16 protein-coding genes, 1 tRNA gene and 1 pseudogene are annotated in these 19,721 nt (G+C 58.6%); 4 read left to right on the top strand and 14 right to left on the bottom strand.

The window, feature by feature from the left end; all coding sequences use genetic code 11:
- Positions 1–29 precede the first annotated feature (29 nt).
- The 4 genes and pseudogenes from PKO50_RS08595 to PKO50_RS08580 all read left to right on the top strand — a co-directional run bounded on the left by PKO50_RS08595 (position 30) and on the right by PKO50_RS08580 (position 2,922).
- Positions 30–1,043 carry a WYL domain-containing protein gene (locus PKO50_RS08595; RefSeq protein ID WP_275629337.1) on the top strand — a complete coding sequence of 338 codons (1,014 nt, stop codon included), beginning with the start codon at positions 30–32 and terminating at the stop codon, positions 1,041–1,043.
- A pseudogene (locus PKO50_RS08590) lies at positions 1,036–1,555 on the top strand (Sir2 family NAD-dependent protein deacetylase). The gene PKO50_RS08595 and the pseudogene PKO50_RS08590 overlap by 8 nt, the downstream one beginning before the upstream one ends.
- Before the next feature lie 245 nt (positions 1,556–1,800).
- Positions 1,801–2,256 carry a hypothetical protein gene (locus PKO50_RS08585; protein ID WP_275629336.1) on the top strand — a complete coding sequence of 152 codons (456 nt, stop codon included), beginning with the start codon at positions 1,801–1,803 and terminating at the stop codon, positions 2,254–2,256.
- Positions 2,257–2,520: 264 nt separating this feature from the next.
- Positions 2,521–2,922 carry a hypothetical protein gene (locus PKO50_RS08580; protein WP_275629335.1) on the top strand — a complete coding sequence of 134 codons (402 nt, stop codon included), beginning with the start codon at positions 2,521–2,523 and terminating at the stop codon, positions 2,920–2,922.
- A gap of 1,022 nt (positions 2,923–3,944) precedes the next feature.
- Here the strand turns inward: PKO50_RS08580 and PKO50_RS08575 are convergent.
- The 14 genes from PKO50_RS08575 to thrS form a co-directional block, all read right to left on the bottom strand.
- Positions 3,945–5,114 carry a Wadjet anti-phage system protein JetD domain-containing protein gene (locus tag PKO50_RS08575; protein WP_275629334.1) on the bottom strand — a complete coding sequence of 390 codons (1,170 nt, stop codon included), beginning with the start codon at positions 5,112–5,114 and terminating at the stop codon, positions 3,945–3,947.
- A 2-nt stretch (positions 5,115–5,116) separates the two neighbouring features.
- A complete protein-coding gene (locus PKO50_RS08570) occupies positions 5,117–8,560 on the bottom strand; it encodes an SbcC/MukB-like Walker B domain-containing protein (protein ID WP_275629333.1) in 3,444 nt (1,147 codons plus the stop codon).
- Positions 8,557–9,234 (bottom strand): DUF4194 domain-containing protein, encoded by a 678-nt coding sequence (locus PKO50_RS08565; RefSeq protein ID WP_275629332.1) that lies wholly within the window; start codon positions 9,232–9,234, stop codon positions 8,557–8,559. The genes PKO50_RS08570 and PKO50_RS08565 overlap by 4 nt, the downstream gene beginning before the upstream one ends.
- On the bottom strand, positions 9,231–10,730 hold the full coding sequence (locus PKO50_RS08560; RefSeq protein ID WP_275629331.1) for a Wadjet anti-phage system protein JetA family protein: 1,500 nt from the start codon (positions 10,728–10,730) through the stop codon (positions 9,231–9,233). Before PKO50_RS08560 ends, PKO50_RS08565 begins: the two co-directional genes overlap by 4 nt.
- Positions 10,712–11,446 (bottom strand): WYL domain-containing protein, encoded by a 735-nt coding sequence (locus PKO50_RS08555; protein ID WP_275629330.1) that lies wholly within the window; start codon positions 11,444–11,446, stop codon positions 10,712–10,714. The genes PKO50_RS08560 and PKO50_RS08555 overlap by 19 nt, the downstream gene beginning before the upstream one ends.
- Positions 11,447–12,278: 832 nt before the next feature.
- Positions 12,279–12,355, bottom strand: a tRNA-Pro gene (locus PKO50_RS08550).
- An 85-nt stretch (positions 12,356–12,440) separates the two neighbouring features.
- Positions 12,441–12,797: a MerR family transcriptional regulator gene (locus PKO50_RS08545; RefSeq protein ID WP_009617038.1), complete on the bottom strand. Its 357-nt coding sequence runs from the start codon at positions 12,795–12,797 to the stop codon at positions 12,441–12,443.
- A complete protein-coding gene (ihfA, locus tag PKO50_RS08540) occupies positions 12,778–13,080 on the bottom strand; it encodes an integration host factor subunit alpha (protein ID WP_003090661.1) in 303 nt (100 codons plus the stop codon). The genes PKO50_RS08545 and ihfA overlap by 20 nt, the downstream gene beginning before the upstream one ends.
- 3 nt (positions 13,081–13,083) lie before the next feature.
- Positions 13,084–15,462, bottom strand: coding sequence for a phenylalanine--tRNA ligase subunit beta (gene pheT / locus PKO50_RS08535; RefSeq protein WP_275629329.1), 2,379 nt, complete (start codon positions 15,460–15,462; stop codon positions 13,084–13,086).
- A 37-nt stretch (positions 15,463–15,499) separates the two neighbouring features.
- Positions 15,500–16,516: a phenylalanine--tRNA ligase subunit alpha gene (gene pheS / locus PKO50_RS08530; protein ID WP_109933354.1), complete on the bottom strand. Its 1,017-nt coding sequence runs from the start codon at positions 16,514–16,516 to the stop codon at positions 15,500–15,502.
- Between the two features lie 97 nt (positions 16,517–16,613).
- A complete protein-coding gene (gene rplT / locus PKO50_RS08525) occupies positions 16,614–16,970 on the bottom strand; it encodes a 50S ribosomal protein L20 (RefSeq protein WP_003099086.1) in 357 nt (118 codons plus the stop codon).
- Between the two features lie 21 nt (positions 16,971–16,991).
- Positions 16,992–17,186, bottom strand: a complete 195-nt coding sequence (gene rpmI, locus PKO50_RS08520; protein WP_009617012.1) for a 50S ribosomal protein L35 — start codon at positions 17,184–17,186, stop codon at positions 16,992–16,994.
- Positions 17,187–17,246: 60 nt separating this feature from the next.
- On the bottom strand, positions 17,247–17,798 hold the full coding sequence (gene infC / locus PKO50_RS08515; RefSeq protein ID WP_176450353.1) for a translation initiation factor IF-3: 552 nt from the start codon (positions 17,796–17,798) through the stop codon (positions 17,247–17,249).
- Positions 17,798–19,720 (bottom strand): threonine--tRNA ligase, encoded by a 1,923-nt coding sequence (gene thrS / locus PKO50_RS08510; RefSeq protein WP_109933353.1) that lies wholly within the window; start codon positions 19,718–19,720, stop codon positions 17,798–17,800. Before thrS ends, infC begins: the two co-directional genes overlap by 1 nt.
- Position 19,721: the final 1 nt, after the last annotated feature.

Below are 19,721 nucleotides of genomic sequence, written 5' to 3'. Positions count from 1 at the left end.
CCTCATGCGCGTCTCCAAGGACCGACACCGTGCCATCGAACAAGAGCAGAAATACCCTTAGCCGTCAGTGGGAGCTGCTGAAGCTGTTGCCCACGTCAGGCAGCGGAGAAACTGCACGCTCGCTACAGAACCGCTTGGCCGAGGCGGGCTTTCCTACAACTAAGCGCACGGTTGAACGCGACCTGGAGGACTTGTCGAGCGTATTTGCCATTCGTACCAACGACAAAAGCAGACCCTATGGTTTCAGCTGGACGCCTCCCACCAGCCTGCAACTTTCGGCCGTCAGCGTTTATGAGGCGCTTACCTTGCAGTTGGTACAGGAAGCGCTTCGGCCATTGATGCCCTCAGCCATGCTTGCAGCGCTGAAACCACGCTTCGAACAAGCGCATAGCAAACTAAAGGCACTGGCAGGAATATCCCCGGCCGCAGATTGGCCAGCCAAGGTGGCAAGCGTTTCGGCTTATCTACCTTTGCAGGCACCCGCAATCGACCCGGCCACGCTTTCGTGCGTTCAACAGGCCGTGCTCACCGAGCGGACGCTCAAATGCCGTTATTACTCCGCTCACCGGAACCAATCTGCCGATCTGGCCCTTACGCCCTTGGGATTGGTTCAGCGTGGGGGAATTACGTATGTCATTGCAACAACTCCTCCACATTCGGATGTCCGGCAATTTGCCCTGCATCGGATCAGCCAAGCCGAGTTGCTGGACATACCGGGCGAACACCCCGAGGGCTTTGATCTGCACGCGTACGTGGCGTCCGGGGCTATGCAGTTTGGAGACAACGCCGTCCAGACCATCACCCTTGAGGCATGGGTGAGCGCAGGCCTCTTGGGACTACTGCGCGAAACCCCTCTCTCCGAGGATATGGAGTCGATGACCGCCGATGACGGAGGCTGGATTCGCGCGAGTGTGCCGGACAGTTGGGAGTTGGAGTGGTGGTTGTTGTCCCATACCGGATCAATTGCCGTGACAGCGCCCGAGACCTTGAGGCAGCGGTTGATCCAGCGGTTGCGCAATGGCTTGGAGCTTTACGATGAGTAGCGATACTGAACTTTCGAGGGCCGCCGAGCAGCTGAGAAACGTTACCCGTCTGGTGGTCTTGAGTGGAGCCGGGATCTCCGCCGAAAGTGGCATCCCCACGTTTCGAGACCGGCTCACGGGCTTCTGGGCAAACTATGAGCCCGAGCAGTTGGCGACCGTCGCAGCGTTTCGCCAAGATCCCGGCCTGGTATGGGGCTGGTACCAGTGGCGAAGAGCACTGGTGGCGCAGGCCCAACCCAATGCGGCGCACCGCGCGTTGGTGGTCTTGGCCGAGCGAGTACCTCGGCTAACTGTGCTCACGCAAAACGTAGACAACCTGCACGAACGCGCAGATCGGCACATCCTGCGTTGTATATCCCGCGGCGGGACTTCCCGTAATCGCGAGAAACAGTGGCGCCCAGATCATTCATATCAATCCGGAGCTGGTGCAGGCACCGCATGACATTTGCCTGCAGGGGCTGGCAGGGGAGTGGTTGCCCCGGTTGGTTGCCAAGACGTTCGAGTCCGACTGATTACGAAAGGAGCAATAAGTGCTGCATGCTTTTGTCCAAAGCAAGTCCCGACTTTACCGACGTTATCTTGGCCAACGAGAAGAGCCCGGCGAGCGACGGATAGCGGCGGAAGATGAAATAACGTCAATCATCACGGGGCCGCTCGCGTATATGCCTCCCGCCGCCAGTGGCGCATTCTGGGTGGCCTTGGCCAACCTGAGAAACCCCAAGCTTGTTCTCCCCCGGGGGCACCTACCGAGGTGAGCATGCAGTTTTGGGATCGGAACAAGGGCATTGAGCCTGACTTGCGAGTCGACCTGAGCTGGGGAAGCGAGAGGCGGATTTTCCTGGTGGAGTTCAAATGGCGTGCGCCGTTGAGTGGCGCAGACCAACTGCATGATCAATGGGATCACTACCTACTTCCGGATGAACGAATCCGAGCTTTGCATCTGTTCATCGGTCTGGATACCAGCGAAGGGCTACATGCGCTTAGCCGTGGGGACGTCTGGGAGGGGAAGCTCCTCTTGCGTACGTGGTGTGATGTACTTACCACCATCAAAGGCCTGCAAACCGGTCAGCTCCCAGCGCTGCACTTGTGGTGTGCACAAGTTGAGCAATTCCTGAAATTACTCGGCGTTCATCGCTTCGATGGTTTCGGCCGCATGACCACGCCCGACATCCCAACTTACAGCCCCGTTTTCTTTCGCAGCTGCGATGATTGATAGAGGTCATGCCATGAATGATGTAGGCCAAGCCATTTCGAGTGGCTTCAAATTCGTATACCAAGTTGGAGAAGAGTGCGAGGCATTGGCGAACGTACTCAAGCAAGAGCTGGGGGATCTCTTTGTGCACGGGCCATTGAAGGACATGTATAGCCCGAGAGCTGGTCAAGCAGCTACAACACCAAGGGGTGGATCTATTCCGACATGGCCTGGTCGCTACCCCTCGTTCCCAAACGCAGAGGTAAACCTAAGATTGCTGCTCACTTGAGCTTCCAGATCAGCCTTCTATGCAGTGATCCAGAGGCCGGGAGTTCTCCTGAACCCCTTTTGCACATCAATTTCTGGGAGCCTTCCGTCAGTTTTCGTAATGATGAATTCATGGGGTTCCCGATGACCACCCTCAGCTGCGAATTGCAGCCTAGGCTCCGGGACGGCACAGCTCGACTCTTGCGCTGGGATGCCGATGACCATGATGGTTGGTGGACCTACACCTTGCGACTGACCGAGGTGAACAGTCTGGAAGATGTTCGCAAACTGATCAGCGTGCCCGTCGGGCAGCTGCTGGAGAATACAACTGCTGGGAAGACCATGCTCGAAACATTATCTGCCGTGGTTTGCTACAAGACGGTTGACGACCACCCCGATTACTACCGAGTGATTTTTTAGGTACGGGTAAGTGTCGTACGGACGCCGGGATGTCTGGTCCGCTCTGGCAGACATCCCAGGCTGATAACGGCTGAAAATTTTGCAGACCAGATGGCTGCTTCTGCCCGGTTGCTACCGGTAGAGACCGGTAGAGACCGGTAGAGACCGGTAGAGACCGGTAGCTTAGGTTAGAAGCAATCAGGCAAGGCAGCTCAAACCAGCCAAAGTTGCGCATAAGCGTTTGCCCATTCCTAAGAAACACCTTCGACCGCCTACAGGGTGAAGCCAAATTCAGCCACCCGCCGATGCAAGCCTTTGACCACGCATTTGCGATACTTTGCTCGTAGTGGTCGGCGCCTGGATCCTGGTAGGCCATGCCGAACGCATGGCGTTGTAGAATAAGATGACGATCTTGCGTCTTGTGGCGGTCACTACCTTGGCTTTGCCGATACGTACAGAAAAGCGTCGATATAAATTAACCCAACCAGAAATAATATAAAACACCCCCTCTTCAAAAACCCTGCACCACGAGTATAGGAAGCATCATCTCCATAGAGTTTCTTCAACAACCATTAATTACCTCCGAATAGATCAGGAACAAGAACCACCGCAAGCCTCTACCACACTCAATAAGTCCAGACCCAAAAACAGGCGAGCGAAAATGGCCGGCTCTCCTTCGTTTTTATCTGCCGCAGACCTACTGTTCACCTATTAATGGATAGGGGGGTGGCTCGCGGCCTTCCTCGAGGCATAACTATAGGACCCAAGTGTGAATGGCTACTATTGGCCCAGACCATGTAAACTTCTCCATAATAATCAGTGCACAAAAATAAGAAAATTTTTCGTTTTCTAGTGATTTCCAACAGAGTCAGTTGAGAAAGCTTCCGCAGACTTCACGCAGCAGTATGGGCAATGAAGTTGAGCGGGTGTTTTTCCACAGCCTCGGCTGAAAGCGAACATCCTTTAGCACGCACTACATCTGCTTGGCGACTCAGGCATCCTCTTATTCAAGCGAGATATCCAGCTCGCCTATAGATAGTGCGTTAACTTGCCAGCGCCTCCTGCTCAACAGTGAACCCCGCCTCTGCAATGGAAGTTACAAGGCTGTGCCATCCCGCCGCCTCCGCGAAGTGTTTCATGCGTAGTAAAGTCCGCTCAGAGGCTGGCTTTCGCATTTTCGCAGGGACATCCTCCGGGCTCATACAATGCGGCTGCAAGCGATGACCGACTCGTGATGCAGATTCAGCAAGGACCGAAGCAATGCGATATCCCCCTTCGTCGACGTCTCCCCAGTGGTAAACCGGAACCGACGTAGGAATGCTGGAAAGCAAACGCTCATAGGCGGCTCGCCAAGCTGGGGAGGGCATCCCGGCAGTGTAGATCACTAGTACGGGCTTTTCCGTCGAGCGCTTTGCTTCACTGTGGAAAGTGGTCAGGTTCTCAATAGTGATGACCGACTCGACCGCCCCCGACACTCCGAGGATTGCACTTGCAGGCAGGCCGATGAAGGGAGCATCCAGAAGCGCGGAAACTCGACCTCTGTCCACATGCACGTAGCCTGCAAGAAGCACGGGCTGCTCCTCCTTGAAAAGCCCCATTTCTTGCCACACCTCAGCAGCAAGGCGTGGCGCTGATTCGAGCGACCCCATCAATAGGATGTCCAGTGGTCCTGTCAGTTTCTCAAGCCGTTTGCTGTCTTGGAAAACCCGTGCACTGAATTCGCGAACAGGAACAGGATCCTGTCCAATCGTTCGCGCGGCCGCTTCGATAGCTCTAGCTGCATCAAGCCAAACGGCAGTGTCCAACGGTCCTATACCTCGCACTTTTAGCATGCGAGACCATCTCGAAATAACCTCTGCAATGACGTCATAGGGCTGAAGCAGGGGTTCCAAATGATGTTTCGCTTTTTCGAGCGCAGAGGCATAGGTAGCGCGCCCCAAGAAGCTAGCCAAGATCTGGGTGTCCAGCAGCTCGATTCGTTCGATGGTGCCTTCAGAAGGATCCAACTTGTCGCGGAAAAATCTGATTGCCCCCGCATCTCTGGCAGCCAAGAATACTTCCTCACAAGCTTGTCTCTGATGCCAGTTTCGGAGGCCCTGGTAGGGCTTCAATTTCGTACGTGTCAGGACAGGGGCCGTTTGACGAACTCCAGCTGCGCTTTTGTTCCCTTGCTCCAGCAGTTTGGCCAGGAGCTCTTTGGCGATCGACTCCATGATCAGCTCGCCCCTTGATCAGGCAGCAGCCCTGGAACGATAGCCTTCGACCTCATCGCCTCGATCTCCTGCTCGATCAGGTCTGGATTGAACTCCCACAGGTCCACACGGAATTGCTCGCGCATAGCCTCGGAAACCTCGACCCGATCCACCTGAATCGTATGGCGCACGGGATCCTTCTGGATCTCAAAATAGCAATTTAGGAAGGCGTTCAGCGTACCGAGGTTTTCTCCTGGGCTTGCCATCAGAACCTGCAGTCCCAGCTCCTGAAGGTATCTCATCGTGGCAATCACGTTTGATGGGTCCATCTTGTCAAACGCCTCATCCAGAAGAATGAGACGCAAACCATCGCGATCCCCCTGGTCCATGCGATATGCCGACCAGAGCCCAGCGCCGGCAATCACGTACAGCGGCGCGCGATGCTCGCCTCCCGACCCTTGGCCAATTCGTCTGCTCAAGTGACCGATAGGTTTCACGCTGTCGTCGCTGTCCACCCGGTCAATACGGACGTCAAATTCGAAGAATTCCCGGTAGTCGTCAAGGGGGCTCTTAACCGCGGCGTTGCCGGCCACGGTTTTCTCACGCAGCAGCTCCTCAAACTGTGGAGGAACACTGCCAGGATCGCCAAAGAGACCGCCGTCCACTCCCATGTCTGCCACGGACTTAACAAAATCCAGTAGAGGCTTCAGCTCCTTGCGTACGCTGTAGATGAACTGATAACGCTCGCCGTTGCTGAACAGGGGTGTTTTTTCGAGCGCTGAGTTGAGACGCTTAAACGTCTGCCGCAGGAACTGCAGATTATTATTGAGCGCTAGGGCGACATCCTTACGGAAGGTATCCTGCGATGCCTGGTAAGCATCCTGCGCTCGCTCCTTGTGTGCGGGGAGTTCCGTTTCGACGAGACGGGCAACCTGCCCCTCGATCCACACCTTGCCTCTACGCCAGTCCTGGAGATCCTGCTCATCAAGGAACTCCTGATATTCGCGCTGATAACCCCACAGCTCGTTTTGTGCAGCGTTAGCAAGACTCTGGCCGTTCTGTTCAGCGGTCTTGGCTTGAGACCGGCAGTGCTCTATCAGTGCCTGTGCGTCCTCATGCTTTTCAGTCACTTTGTCCCACATGCCCATCGCATGGCTTTCGTTGAAGTCCACATGCGTTTTGCAGTCTTGCTTTGAGTCGATGCACGACTGATAACGCAGGGCAGAGCTCACAACTGCCGACTTCAGTGTCTCCAGACCGAGTTCAGCTCTGATTGCTGAATTATTGGCAGCTTGAGCAGTTTCTCGCGCGCCTGCAATCTCACCCTGCAGCCCTTCGAGCTTACGGCAGATATCGAGGTACTCGGCATCAGCGATACGTTCAACACGCTGATTGGCCAATTCACGCTGATGCAGGGCTTCACGATATCCGCTAGCCAGATTCAGCAAGAGTTTCGATGCAGTCTGACTGGAGAAGGCACTTGCGAACTGACGCAATGGAACGAGTGCACCGAGTTCAACTTGAATGCCCGCCATCTCCATCGCCAATTGGCGCCGTTCCGCATTCAGGCGACCAGCATGCATGGCTGCCTCGCCGATCTTCAATTTGCTGCTGTTGAGCCTCAGGCGTTCATAGCCTTCAGGAGTGACGAGCATCCCATCCATCGTCAGCGTCCGCTCTTCGGCCAACGCTTCCTCGCGCTGATTGGCCCGTGTCAGACTGCCTAGCTGATTTCGAACGTAGGCGACGGCGACCGGGTCCGTACCTGTGATCAATTCAGAAACTCGTCCCTGCTGATTCGAGACCGAACGGTTTACGCGACCGCTACGGACGATCTTCACACCATAGATCGCTCGTTGCTCCTTGAGTCCCCTGTAGATGTCAAACGCTTCTCCTTCCTGGTCGGCCGGTAGCAGAAGAGCCTCAACATTGCTGGCCAGGTAAGCCTCAATCGCCGGCTGCCACTGAGCATCGGTAACCTTGATCAGATCACAGACCGGAATCGGGTTCAGTCCATGATCCTTGAGCTCGTTGATCAACTTCTCAGCTTGGGGGCTGAGCGGGGCCTTGCCCTCGCTCACACGCTTGAGCGACGAGTCGATCACTCTCAACTCGTCATTGATGACGTCAGCGCGATTTGAACGATGAAGGTGAATAGCATCGAGCGCTTTTTCGATGCGCGCGCCGAGTACGTGCAGATCCCCCAGTTGCGCCTGGAGCTCCTCAGGAAGCTGCCCGCTCATGTCCGAGATGTAGTCACGGACCAACTGTTCCAGATCACTAAGTGTATCCAGCCACTCCCCCAGATAGGTCGACTGCGCTAACTGACGAAGAGTCCCCGCTAGTTGAGTCAACTCTTGGCGTAACTTCGCTTGGCCCTGCACGGCGAGCCGAACCGCCTCTGTCTGATCAATCTGCGCGCTCACGTTCTCCTGGTGAGCTTTGTGAGTCTGCTGACGATTAGAGAGATGCCCCAGCTCTATCTCCATGTCCGATACGCGTCGATTAAGCTTTTCGCTCTCCGCACGCAGCTTGCTTGCAGTCCGAGTTCCTTGTTCGAACTGCTCCTGCGCCTGTTCACTTCTAAGCTGGGCTTCTTCTTCTTCGGCCAAGGCCCCAAGAAACCTCCATGATGCGGCCTGGGCCAAGCGAGACTGAGCGTTGCGATAAGCACCGACAACCTTCTGGCCGTGCTCGATTTTCTTCTCGACGTCATCCACCAAGGTAGTCAATCGCTTGAACGACTCGACGATGGCCTTGAACTTTTTGATGTTGGTTGGGCGGCTCTCCAGCACGTCTTGCCTGACGATTTGATCCACTGACTTGTCGAATCGCATACGCAAAGCAAAGCGGAAAGAGCGCACAAAAGCATCGTAGGTGGGCTGCCCTGCGTTTCCCCGAAGAGCAAAGAGAATTTGCTTCGTGAAACTCGTTGCATCATCAAAAAAGGGGTTCTCATTGACCGCTTTGGCCCGCTCAAGGAGGCGGTGCCGGAAGCTGTTCCAGGGCAGGGGAGCAGTCACCCCATCAACAGTCTGCAGATGGTCACCCAAGGGGATTTCGCCCCCAGAGATCACGTACCGCCCCAGCACTTTGGCATCCTCAGTTTCAAGGGACGCCTCAATGCAAATTCCCGCGGTGATCGGCTCGTTTGTCTCGAGGTTGCGCCAGGTCAGGGTGATGTAGGTTGTTGCATTAGGCCGCACGCACTGGGAAGCATCGTCACCATACTGTCCAAGGCAGTATGAGCGTAGCGTTCGAGTCTGGCGGGCCCCGCCGGAGTTGGCTTGGGCATTGAAAGCCATGGAGCTTGCGTTAGCCCCGAACATCGCGACTTGTACGGCATCAAGCGCAGAACTCTTACCGCTGCCGTTCAGCCCGAAAATTCCAGTAACCTCTCCCAGCGGGAACACCTCGGCTTCATACAGCAGAAACTGGACAAGCTTGACGCTCTCAAGACGCTTCATTGGTCTCCCCCCTCCATCTCATCGGCCGGGGTAGCCACATCGTCATTGCGCGGTGAGTCTGCGTTGCGCTCTGCCGACCACAGAGCAAGCTGTTGTAAGGCAGACTCCCCCAGGACTTCCCTTATCGCAGGCCGGATCGCGACGCCTCCACCACCAGCTTCCGCTTCACTGAGCGAGCCTATGTCGTCCTCATCTTCCAGGCGACGAGCAATGCCCCAACGCCTCATCGTCCGGATGAGTACCTCGAGGTCCCCTTTGCCAGGAAGCTCTCGATGAGTCATCAGCTGGTATTTTTCACGCAGCTCAACAAAATCGCAGAAAATTTCTGCCCCTTCGTCCGACAGTTGCCCAGCACGCATGCCGTCCTCGTAGATCCCGCGAAGAACAAGAGCGAACAGCGTCTGAGTGACTGTCGCGGTGGTTGGCGATCCGTGACGTGGAATGGCGTAAGCGAAAAGCAGCTGACGGTCGACACCTAGTGAAATTCCGAAGGGATCTAGCACTTTGGCGAACTGGCGCTCGTACCGCTCAATCAGGTTGTACACTTTTCGGCTACCCCGATCAGCGTGATAAATGACCTGCTCTGCCATCAGCCTGTACGCGGCCGACTCGAAGTCTTCCGGCTGGTAGTACCCGTCGGAGTTGCCTGCCAGTTCTAGCCAGAGACTGTTCATGACTTCTCCTCATCGCTCGCTCGGCTCACTCGCCTACGCAGACTCAATTTGAAAGGTTTGCTGATCAGGTAAGGATGCTCTCCAGCTTCGTCATCATCGCCGTAGGAAACATCCAGACCAGGAATTTGCGTGCGTGCGCGCAAGGCCAGGCTCGGGATACCGGAGTTCAACGAGGCAGCGAGGCTAGCAAAAGCCTGATACGCACGAATCTGCTCAATGCTCTCAACGGGTAATTCGATGCCGTCGACCTGCGTCTTGTCGCCCAAGGCAAGCTCGGCATAGGCACGAAGCTTTGCAGGCGTGATGCGACGACGCTCCTGAGCTCGCTTCACCAGATTGCCTACCGCTCGGGTATGCTCGGAAAGCACGGTCTGGCGCAAGGGAGACGGAGGCTGTCGGTGAGTTTCCTTGCGTGGCTGAGCAAGGCGATTTCCTGCGATAAGCGCGTCAGGTGCAAAGAGTCTCGGACGCTCGTCACTTTCACCGTCGAAGTCGCCTTCTAGCCCAGTCACAATCAAGCCGTCGATAGCTTGGCGCAGGAGGTCATCGATTGGTCGCGTTGACCTCAGGCGATACTGAATGACCACCAGGGCGCGCTTGTTTGCGCTACGAATTTCATCGTCCAGGCGCTCGAGATATTCCTCAATGCGACTGAGCTCGTTGAGACGGGAAAGGTCGCGCTCGAATGCCGCCTCCCCCTTGGCTTTGTCGCCATTTGCCAGTCGGCCAATGTACCACTCCAGCAAGCGCTGACGGTGTTCCCTTTGCTCGCTGAGCTTTTCCACTGCCGCCAGGATCTGCGGACGCCTAGATAGCGGGTGCTCTTGCGTGCGCAGCTCCTTATAGTCACCAATGAAGACCTGTTCGACATAGTGGAGGAAGAACTTGCGGACGTATTCAGCGGTCGTGTCTTCAGCGCTGATGGTGGTCATGAAATCGCGAACACTGATCCCCGTGTTGCGGATATGCACCAGCAAGTTCCGGCATTGCTCGGCCGCCTCCTGCAATGAGTCTCCGCCGGCCTCACCGCCCAGTACTTGCGAAATAGCTGCATCTATCGAACGGATCTTCCCGGAGACGAAGACCGGTCCCGTATCTGCAAAACTGATCAGTTGCGTCAGCAGCTGGTTGACTGCCGGCTGCATCGATACGGTTGGCGTGAGGCCGAACTTCTCGCTTCTGAACCAGCCAGCATTGACCAGTCGATGGAAGCAGTTCGAAGCCCTCATGCTTAACGGCGTATCTGGAGTCTCTCCCTCTTCGGGCTGCCAGATCGGCGAAAACTCAAGATGACTCTGGATGTCCTGGGCGATATCGCGCTGCGTATAGCCGTAGCTCGGCGGCAGGGGTGCGTCAGGACCAAATCGCTTACGGTGCAAGTAACACAGAAGCGACCAATACCCAAGGCGGTTGGCCGAAGCAAGAGGACCAAAAAGCCTATCGGGAATCAGCTCGAACAGGTTTCCATTTCCTGAAGCTAATGTGCGAACGTCCATTGTCGCAGTTCCTCTATGTTCTCCACCGCCAGCTGATACTCCGGCGGAGCTTGCCGAACTACATCGGTGGCCGCTCGGAGGTCCTGGATGAAGTACATCACCAACGCAGCACGACAGCGCTCCACCCGGGCGGCCGTGTTGGCGAAATACTCTGCTCGGACGACATCCTGCTGTTCACTGCTCAAGGCCGGATGTGCCACAAGGCGCACATCCACCGTGTTGTTCCACGCCAGATCCTCCCCCGCGCCTTTCTCGCACGGCTTGGCCAGGATCTTGATCCGATCTATGCGCCCCAGTGCGAAATCACGGAAATCCCCTCGTGATGAACAAAAGCCTCGGACATGCCAGCGACGCCCAGCTCGAACCAAGCTGTGAGGCGAAATCTCTCTGGAGTGGAGCTCGGGATTGCTCATGGAGCGATAGGTAATCTCTACCTGAGTCGAGCTATCTATCGCCTGCGAAAGCTGAGCAAAAACTCGCGGGGAGGGAACCGACCAATCTGGGAATGCGCTCCAAAGCGTCTGTCCATCTGGCGAGACTGTGGCGGTATGCGGGATGCCCACAATCGAAAGGTACTGTGCCAGGCTTGCCGCTGCATCGAAGTTACTGCGGTAGGCCACAGGGGTGGCAATAAAGCTGCGCGTGACCGAGTCCCACTCTAACCAAGTCGGATGACTTTCACGAAAAGCGCGGATCAACTGGCTAGTGCGCGTCACTCCGACTCCTAGCAATTCTCTCAGGCGGGCGTTGTTCAGCCGCCCCTCCCATAGAAGCAAAGCTCTGAGCGATTCGCTTTGTTGCGGTTGGCCGTTTGACACTAGATCTCCTTGCATCTGGCTCCAGCATAAGCTGAAGCCCACTTAACACGCATCATCTTACACAAAATCATAAGATACACAATTATGCAAGATACAATAAAGTGTAAAATCAGTGTGCCAGATCCCGAAACTACTGGCGCATGCAGAACTTGAGCAATCAGAATGCTGAATTCGGCGGCCGTAACAGGGATGTACACTGCCCAACGATCTCACCCAGTGAGGCGCTTTTGATTCGCAAGACAGTAGGCACCCCGTTGATCAGAACCCCAGGGGCGAGAGCAACCATAGAAATGACTCAATCCACAGCCCCCTACCCTGGCCGACGCAAACTGTTACTGCCGCATGCGACGCGTCCAACCCGAGGCCGGCTACTGGTTCAGGTCGGTACGAACGCATTTCGGCGGCACGCCGGCTAGCGTGCCGGAGATCGCGAGCACACTGCAGGTGCCGCAGATCCTCCAGCAAACGTCTGCTCGGAGGTGAGGCGGAGACTAAGCCGTGCAATGATCAGGCTCAGCCCGAATGCAAACAGAGCCTAACGCAGAGGCTCTCCAACACAACCCCGCTGGACTCCGTGCAGGGAAAGCGCGTTTGGACGCGCCAACGCCTCATAAAAACCCCGAATCCTCCGGGTGGGGTAAAAAGTGGGGCAAAATTCGGGAAGGCTACAAAAGCATCAGGCATAAAAAAATCCAGTCACCGCTAAGTGACTGGATTTTCTAGGGATTTTTGGTCGGGACGGAGTGATTCGAACACTCGACCCCTTGCACCCCATGCAAGTGCGCTACCAGGCTGCGCTACGCCCCGACGTTGCTTTCCGGTTGCCCGGTTGGCGGATCGCACTATACCGTAAGGTTTTCTTTCGGCAAAGCACTTTTTTCATTTTTTTCAGCTACTTGCGCAGCACGTGAAGAACGTCTTCCAGTTCCGCGATCATCTGGCGGATGAGTTGCTTGTACTGGGTGATGTCTTCGCGGGCTTCGTCGCCGGAGAGGCGCTGGCGCGCCCCGCCGATGGTGAAGCCTTGATCGTACAGGAGCGCGCGGATCTGGCGGATCATCAGCACGTCCTGGCGCTGATAGTACCGGCGGTTGCCGCGGCGCTTGACCGGGTTGAGCTGCGGGAACTCCTGTTCCCAATACCGCAGCACGTGCGGTTTCACTGCGCACAAATCGCTCACTTCACCGATGGTGAAGTAGCGCTTGCCCGGAATGGGGGGCAGTTCGTCGTTATGACTTGGTTCCAGCATAAGCCTCAACCCTGGCTTTCAGTTTCTGGCCTGGACGAAAGGTGACGACGCGGCGGGCCGTGATCGGGATTTCCTCTCCCGTCTTCGGGTTGCGCCCCGGGCGCTGGCGTTTGTCGCGCAGGTCGAAATTGCCGAAACCGGACAGTTTCACCTGTTCGTTATGCTCCAGCGCCTGGCGGATCTCTTCGAAGAAGAGCTCCACCAGTTCCTTGGCTTCCCGTTTGTTCAGGCCCAGCTCTTCATACAGACGTTCGGCAATCTCAGCTTTCGTCAGAGCCCCCATACGCTACTTCCTTAACGTGGCGTTGAACCTTTGCTCCAGCGAGGCGACGATTTTCTGCGTAGTCGCGTTCACCTCGTCATCGTTAAGAGTGCGTGATGGATGCTGCCAGGTCAAGCCGACGGCCAAGCTTTTTCCAAGCGGATCAATACCTTTACCCTGATAGACATCAAACAGCCTGAGGTCGGTCAGGAATTCGCCGGCCTCTTCGCGGATGGTCGACAGGATGGATTCCGCCGGGATATCGCGGTTGACCACCAGCGCCAGGTCGCGGCGCACCTCGGGGAAACGCGACAGTTCGCTGAACTTCGGCAGGCGGCCGCGGACCAGTTCGCCCAGCACCAGTTCGAACAGGTAGACCGGGCGATCCAGGTCCAGGGCCTTGGCCAGCTCGGGGTGCAGGGCACCGACGTAGCCGACCAGTTCGCCATCGCGCTCGACGCGGGCGGTCTGGCCCGGGTGCAGCGCCGGGTGCTCGCCGGGGACGAAGGCGAAGGCATCGGCGGCACTGGCGCTGGCCAGCAGGGCTTCGACGTCGGCCTTGATGTCGAAGAAGTCCACGCCTTCACGGACGTTGCTCCAGCCTTCCGGCTCGCGACTACCGCAGATCACACCGGCCAGCATGTTTTCCTGCTGCAGGCCTTCGAGTTGGCCGACGAAGCGCAGGCCGCTCTCGAACAGGCGCACGCGGGTCTGCTGGCGGTTGAGGTTGTGCTGCAGCGCCTTGACCAGGCCCGGCCACAGCGAGGCGCGCATGGCGGCCATGTCGGCGGAGATCGGGTTGGCCAGCATCAGCGGCTTCACGCCCGGGCTGAACAGCTCGAACAGCTTGGGATCGATGAAGCTGTAGGTGATGGCTTCCTGGTAGTCGCGGGCGACCAGCAGGCGGCGCAGCGCCGGCAGCTCGGCCTGGGTTTCCGACTTGGTGTTGGGCGCCAGGCGCGCCTGCGGGTAGCGGACCGGCAGGCGGTTGTAGCCGTACAGGCGGCCCAGCTCCTCGATCAGGTCCACTTCCAGGGAAACGTCGAAGCGGTGGCTGGGCACGCCGACCTTCCAGCGCCCTTCCCCTTCGGCCTGCACCTGGAACTCCAGGGCGGTGAGCAGGCGCTCGATTTCCGCGGCTTCCATCTTCATGCCGAGCATCTGCTCGACGCGCTCGGCGCGCAGCACGACCGGCTCGACCTTGGGCAGGTTGGCTTCGCTGACCTGCTCGACCACCGGGCCGGCCTCGCCGCCGACGATCTGCAGCAGCAGCTCGGTGGCGCGCTCAATGGCGCGACGGGCCAGCTGGAAGTCCACGCCACGCTCGTAGCGGTGCGAGGCGTCGGTGTGCAGGCCATAGGAACGGGCCTTGCCGGCGACGGCGATGTTGTCGAAGAAGGCGCTTTCCAGGAACAGGTCGCGGGTCTTGGCGCTGACGCCGCTGTGCTCGCCACCCATGACGCCGGCGATGGCCAGGGCGCGTTCGTGGTCGGCGATCACCAGGGTGTCGGCACGCAGGGTGACTTCCTGGCCATCCAGCAGCACCAGCTTCTCGCCCTCCTCGGCCATGCGCACGCGGATGCCGCCCTTGATCTCGTCGAGGTCGAAGGCGTGCATCGGCTGGCCCAGCTCGAGCATCACGTAGTTGGTGATGTCCACCGCGGCGTCGATGCTGCGGATGTCGGAACGGCGCAGGCGCTCGACCATCCACAGCGGCGTCGGCTTGCTCAGGTCGACGTTGCGGATCACGCGGCCCAGGTAGCGCGGGCAGGCGTTGGGCGCCAGCAACTCGATGGAGCGGACTTCATCGATGCCGGGGGCAACCGGCTTCACATCGACGAAGGTGACCGGCGCCGAGTACAGCGCCCCGACTTCGCGGGCCAGGCCGGTCAGGGACAGGCAGTCGCCGCGGTTGGGGGTCAGGCCGATCTCGATGGAGGCATCGTCCAGCGCCAGGTAGTCGCGAATGCTCGCGCCCACTGGGGCGTCGGCGGCCAACTCCATCAGCCCGGCGTTGTCGTCGCTGATTTCCAGCTCTTTCGCCGAGCACAGCATGCCGTTGGACTCGACGCCGCGCAGCTTGGCCTTCTTGATCTTGAAGTCGCCCGGCAGCTCGGCACCGATCATGGCGAAGGGGATCTTCAGGCCCGGGCGCACGTTGGGCGCGCCGCAGACGACCTGGAAGGTCTCGCTGCCGTTGCTGACCTGGCAGACGCGCAGCTTGTCGGCGTCCGGGTGTTGTTCGGTGCTCAGCACCTCGCCCACCACCACGCCGCTGAAGGCGCCGGCGACGGGGATCACGGCGTCGACCTCGAGGCCGGCCATGGACAGACGAGCCACCAGCTCGTCGCGGGAAACCTGCGGATTCACCCAGCTCCGCAGCCATTGTTCACTGAATTTCATCCTGTTCTCCTAAGAAGTCGTTGACGTCGTGCGCGGCCTAGCGGAATTGCCCGAGGAAGCGCAGGTCGTTGTCGAAGAACAGGCGCAAGTCGTTCACGCCGTAGCGCAGCATGGCCAGGCGTTCGATGCCCATGCCGAAGGCGAAGCCCTGGTATTTCTCCGGGTCGATGCCGGACATGCGCAGCACGTTGGGGTGCACCATGCCGCAGCCCATGACTTCCAGCCAGCCGGTCTGCTTGCACACGCGGCAGCCCTTGCCGCTGCACAGCACGCACTGGATGTCGACTTCCGCCGAGGGCTCGGTGAAGGGGAAGAACGAGGGGCGGAAGCGCACCGAGAATTCCTTCTCGAAGAAGGCGCGCAGGAATTCCTCGATGGTGCCCTTGAGGTCGGCGAAGCTGACGTCTTCATCGACCAGCAGGCCTTCGACCTGGTGGAACATCGGCGAGTGGGTCAGGTCGGAGTCGCAGCGGTACACGCGGCCGGGGCAGACGATGCGGATCGGCGGGCGCTGGTTCTCCATGGTGCGCACCTGGACCGGCGAGGTGTGGGTGCGCAGCAGCATGTTCGCGTTGAAGTAGAAGGTGTCGTGCATCGCCCGCGCCGGGTGGTGGCCGGGGATGTTGAGCGCTTCGAAGTTGTGGTAGTCGTCTTCGACTTCCGGGCCCTCGGCCACTTCATAGCCGATGCGGGTGAAGCATTGCTCGATGCGTTCCTTGGTACGGGTCACCGGATGCAGGCCGCCGGAGGTCTGGCCGCGGCCCGGCAGGGTCACGTCGACGCGTTCGGCCGCAAGCCTGGCCGCCAACGCGGCGCCTTCCAGGTCGGTCTTGCGGGCGTTGAGCGCCTCCTGGACCTTTTCCTTGGCAACGTTGATCAGCGCACCGACCTTGGGGCGCTCCTCGGCCGGCAGGTCGCCCAGGGTCTTCATCACCTGGGTCAGTTCGCCTTTCTTGCCGAGGTAGTGAACCCGGATCTGCTCCAGGGCGTTGACGTCTTCGGTGTTTCGCACAGCGTCCAGGGCCTGCGAAACCAGCGCGTCCAGGTTTTCCATGTACCAACTCCAGATACAAAATAGGGGAAGAGCGGTAAGGCTCTTCCCCTATCGGTGACGTTACGTCCGGACCGAAATCCGGTAACTGTCGTGGGGCTTAAGCCAGGCTGGCCTTCGCTTTCTCGACAATCGCGGTAAACGCCGCTTTTTCGTTCACAGCCAGATCGGCCAGGACCTTGCGGTCGATCTCGATGGCCGCCTTTTTCAGGCCGGCGATCAGACGGCTGTAGGACAGACCGTTCTGACGAGCACCAGCGTTGATACGGGCGATCCACAGGGCGCGGAACTGACGCTTGCGCTGACGACGGTCACGGTAGGCGTATTGGCCGGCCTTGATCACCGCCTGCTTGGCAACGCGGAACACGCGGGAACGCGCGCCGTAGTAGCCTTTGGCGAGTTTCAGAATCTTCTTGTGACGACGACGGGCAATCACGCCACGCTTAACACGAGCCATTTAACTATCCTCTACCAGAAATCAACGCAGACGCAGGGAGCGTTCTACACGGCGTACATCGGAAGCAGCGAGCATCGAGGTGCCGCGCAGCTGACGCTTACGCTTGGTGGTCATTTTGGTCAGGATGTGGCTCTTGAAAGCGTGCTTGTGCTTGATGCCACCAGCAGTCACTTTGAAGCGCTTCTTGGCGCCACTCTTGGTTTTCATCTTTGGCATGTTTGGTACTCCGCATTCGTTAACAACTGATAACCATCAGGCCTGCCAGTGCCCGGGAGGTTATTTACGCTTCTTGGGAGCGATGACCATCATCAGCTGGCGTCCTTCCAGCTTGGGATGCTGTTCCACGGTGCCGTATTCGGCGAGGTCGGTCTCGACCCGCTTCAACAGCTCCATGCCCAGCTCCTGGTGGGCCATCTCACGACCACGGAATCGCAGGGATACCTTGGCCTTGTCCCCTTCACTAAGGAAACGTACCAGGTTGCGTAGTTTTACCTGGTAATCCCCTTCTTCCGTCCCTGGACGAAACTTGATTTCTTTGATCTGTTGCTGGTGCTGGTTCTTCTTCGCCGCAGCCGCCTGCTTCTTCTTCTCGAACAGGTGCTTGCCGTAATCCATGATGCGGCAGACAGGAGGCACCGCATCGGCAGAGATTTCAACCAGGTCCAGCTTGGCCTCGTCGGCGTGGCGCAGCGCCTCATCAAGGGACACTACGCCGATCTGCTGACCGTCGGCACCGATCAGTCGCACTTCGCGTGCGGTGATGTTCTCGTTGATCGGCGGTTTCGGGAGAGCCCGCTTATCCTGTCTCATTTCACGCTTAATAATGATTACTCCGAGTCTTGGCGACCACGCCGGGAAACCGCCCGAGTCAACAGCTCGACGAACTGGGAAAGCGGCATCGAGCCGAGGTCTTCCCCTTCGCGCGTACGTACGGCGACGGCCTTCGATTCAACCTCCCTGTCCCCAATAACCAGGAGATAGGGAACCTTGAGCAAGGTATGCTCGCGGATTTTAAAGCCGATTTTCTCGTTTCTCAAGTCGGACTTGGCACGGAATCCGCTTTCCTCGAGCGTACGGACCACTTCCTCGGCGAAATCGGCCTGCTTGTCGGTGATGTTCATGACCACCGCCTGGGTCGGCGCCAGCCAGGCCGGGAACAGGCCGGCGTAGTGCTCGATCAGCATGCCGATGAAGCGCTCGAAGGAACCGAGGATCGCGCGGTGCAGCATGACCGGGCGCTTGCGGTTGTTGTCTTCGGCGATGTAGCTGGCGTCCAGGCGCTCCGGCAGGTTCGGGTCGTACTGCAGGGTGCCGCACTGCCAGTTGCGGCCCAGGCAGTCCTTCAGGGTGAACTCGATCTTCGGGCCGTAGAAGGCGCCCTCGCCCGGCTGGTATTCCCACTCCAGGCCGGATTCGTTCAGGGCGTCGGCCAGCGCGCCTTCGGCGCGGTCCCACAACTCTTCGGAACCCACGCGCTTGGCCGGACGAGTGGACAGCTTCATGGAGATGTCGGAGAAACCGAAGTCGGAGTAGACCTGTAAGGTCAGCTTGATGAAGTCGGCCGCTTCCTTCTTCACCTGGTCCTCGGTGCAGAAGATGTGCGCATCGTCCTGGGTGAAGCCGCGCACGCGCATGATGCCGTGCAGCGCGCCCGAGGGCTCGTTGCGGTGGCAGGCGCCGAACTCGGCCAGGCGCAGCGGCAGGTCGCGGTAGGACTTCAGGCCCTGGTTGAAGATCTGCACGTGGCACGGGCAGTTCATCGGCTTGACCGCGAAGTCGCGGCTTTCCGATGAAGTGGTGAACATGTTCTCGGCATAGTTCGACCAGTGGCCCGAACGCTCCCAGAGGATGCGGTCGACGACCTGCGGGGTGCGAACCTCGACGTAGCCATGTTCGCGCTGCACCTTGCGCATGTACTGCTCGAGCACCTGGTAGACGGTCCAGCCGTTGGGGTGCCAGAACACCATGCCCGGGGCTTCTTCCTGCAGGTGGAACAGGTCCAGCTGCTTGCCGATGCGGCGGTGGTCGCGCTTTTCAGCCTCTTCGATGCGCTGGACGTAGGCGGCCAGCTGCTTCTTGTCGGCCCAGGCGGTGCCGTAGATGCGCTGCAGCTGCTCGTTCTTCGAGTCGCCGCGCCAGTAGGCACCGGAGATCTTGGTCAGCTTGAAGGCCTTGAGGAAGCGGGTGTTGGGCACGTGCGGGCCGCGGCACATGTCCACGTACTCTTCGTGGTAGTACAGGCCCATGGCCTTCTCGTCGGGCATGTCCTCGACCAGGCGCAGCTTGTAGTCCTCGCCACGGGACTTGAACACCTCGATGACCTCGGCGCGCGGCGTCATCTTCTTGATGACGTCGTAGTCCTTGTCGATCAGCTCGGCCATGCGCTTCTCGATGGCCGCCATGTCCTCGGGGGTGAAGGGGCGCTCGAAGGAGATGTCGTAATAGAAACCTTCGTCGATCACCGGGCCGATGACCATCTTCGCGCTCGGGTACAGCTGCTTGACCGCGTGGCCGACCAAGTGCGCGCAGGAGTGGCGGATGATCTCCAGCCCTTCCTCGTCCTTCGGGGTGATGATCTGCAGGGTCGCGTCGTGCTCGATCTTGTCGCAGGCATCGACCAGCTTGCCGTTGACCTTGCCGGCCACGGTGGCCTTGGCCAGGCCCGCGCCAATGGATTGCGCCACCTCGGCCACGCTGACCGGGTGATCGAAGGACCGCTGACTACCGTCGGGAAGAGTAATGATGGGCATG

Origin of the sequence: Pseudomonas sp. 273, assembly GCF_029201425.1 — a bacterium.
In the GTDB taxonomy this organism is placed as follows: Bacteria; Pseudomonadota; Gammaproteobacteria; order Pseudomonadales; family Pseudomonadaceae; genus Pseudomonas; species Pseudomonas delhiensis.
The sequence above is the reverse complement of the archived record's forward strand: the minus strand, read 5'-3'. Positions and strand labels throughout refer to the sequence as shown.

What these genes read in the sequence shown, in the direction of transcription:
- thrS (WP_109933353.1), bottom strand. Translation starts at nt 19,720, where the DNA reads ATGCCCATCATTACTCTTCCCGACGGTAGTCAGCGGTCCTTCGATCAC.
- rpmI (WP_009617012.1), bottom strand. Translation starts at nt 17,186, where the DNA reads ATGCCAAAGATGAAAACCAAGAGTGGCGCCAAGAAGCGCTTCAAAGTG.
- pheS (WP_109933354.1), bottom strand. Translation starts at nt 16,516, where the DNA reads ATGGAAAACCTGGACGCGCTGGTTTCGCAGGCCCTGGACGCTGTGCGA.
- PKO50_RS08575 (WP_275629334.1), bottom strand. Translation starts at nt 5,114, where the DNA reads ATGGAGTCGATCGCCAAAGAGCTCCTGGCCAAACTGCTGGAGCAAGGG.
- PKO50_RS08570 (WP_275629333.1), bottom strand. Translation starts at nt 8,560, where the DNA reads ATGAAGCGTCTTGAGAGCGTCAAGCTTGTCCAGTTTCTGCTGTATGAA.
- rplT (WP_003099086.1), bottom strand. Translation starts at nt 16,970, where the DNA reads ATGGCTCGTGTTAAGCGTGGCGTGATTGCCCGTCGTCGTCACAAGAAG.
- PKO50_RS08560 (WP_275629331.1), bottom strand. Translation starts at nt 10,730, where the DNA reads ATGGACGTTCGCACATTAGCTTCAGGAAATGGAAACCTGTTCGAGCTG.
- ihfA (WP_003090661.1), bottom strand. Translation starts at nt 13,080, where the DNA reads ATGGGGGCTCTGACGAAAGCTGAGATTGCCGAACGTCTGTATGAAGAG.
- PKO50_RS08565 (WP_275629332.1), bottom strand. Translation starts at nt 9,234, where the DNA reads ATGAACAGTCTCTGGCTAGAACTGGCAGGCAACTCCGACGGGTACTAC.
- pheT (WP_275629329.1), bottom strand. Translation starts at nt 15,462, where the DNA reads ATGAAATTCAGTGAACAATGGCTGCGGAGCTGGGTGAATCCGCAGGTT.
- PKO50_RS08585 (WP_275629336.1), top strand. Translation starts at nt 1,801, where the DNA reads ATGCAGTTTTGGGATCGGAACAAGGGCATTGAGCCTGACTTGCGAGTC.
- PKO50_RS08545 (WP_009617038.1), bottom strand. Translation starts at nt 12,797, where the DNA reads ATGCTGGAACCAAGTCATAACGACGAACTGCCCCCCATTCCGGGCAAG.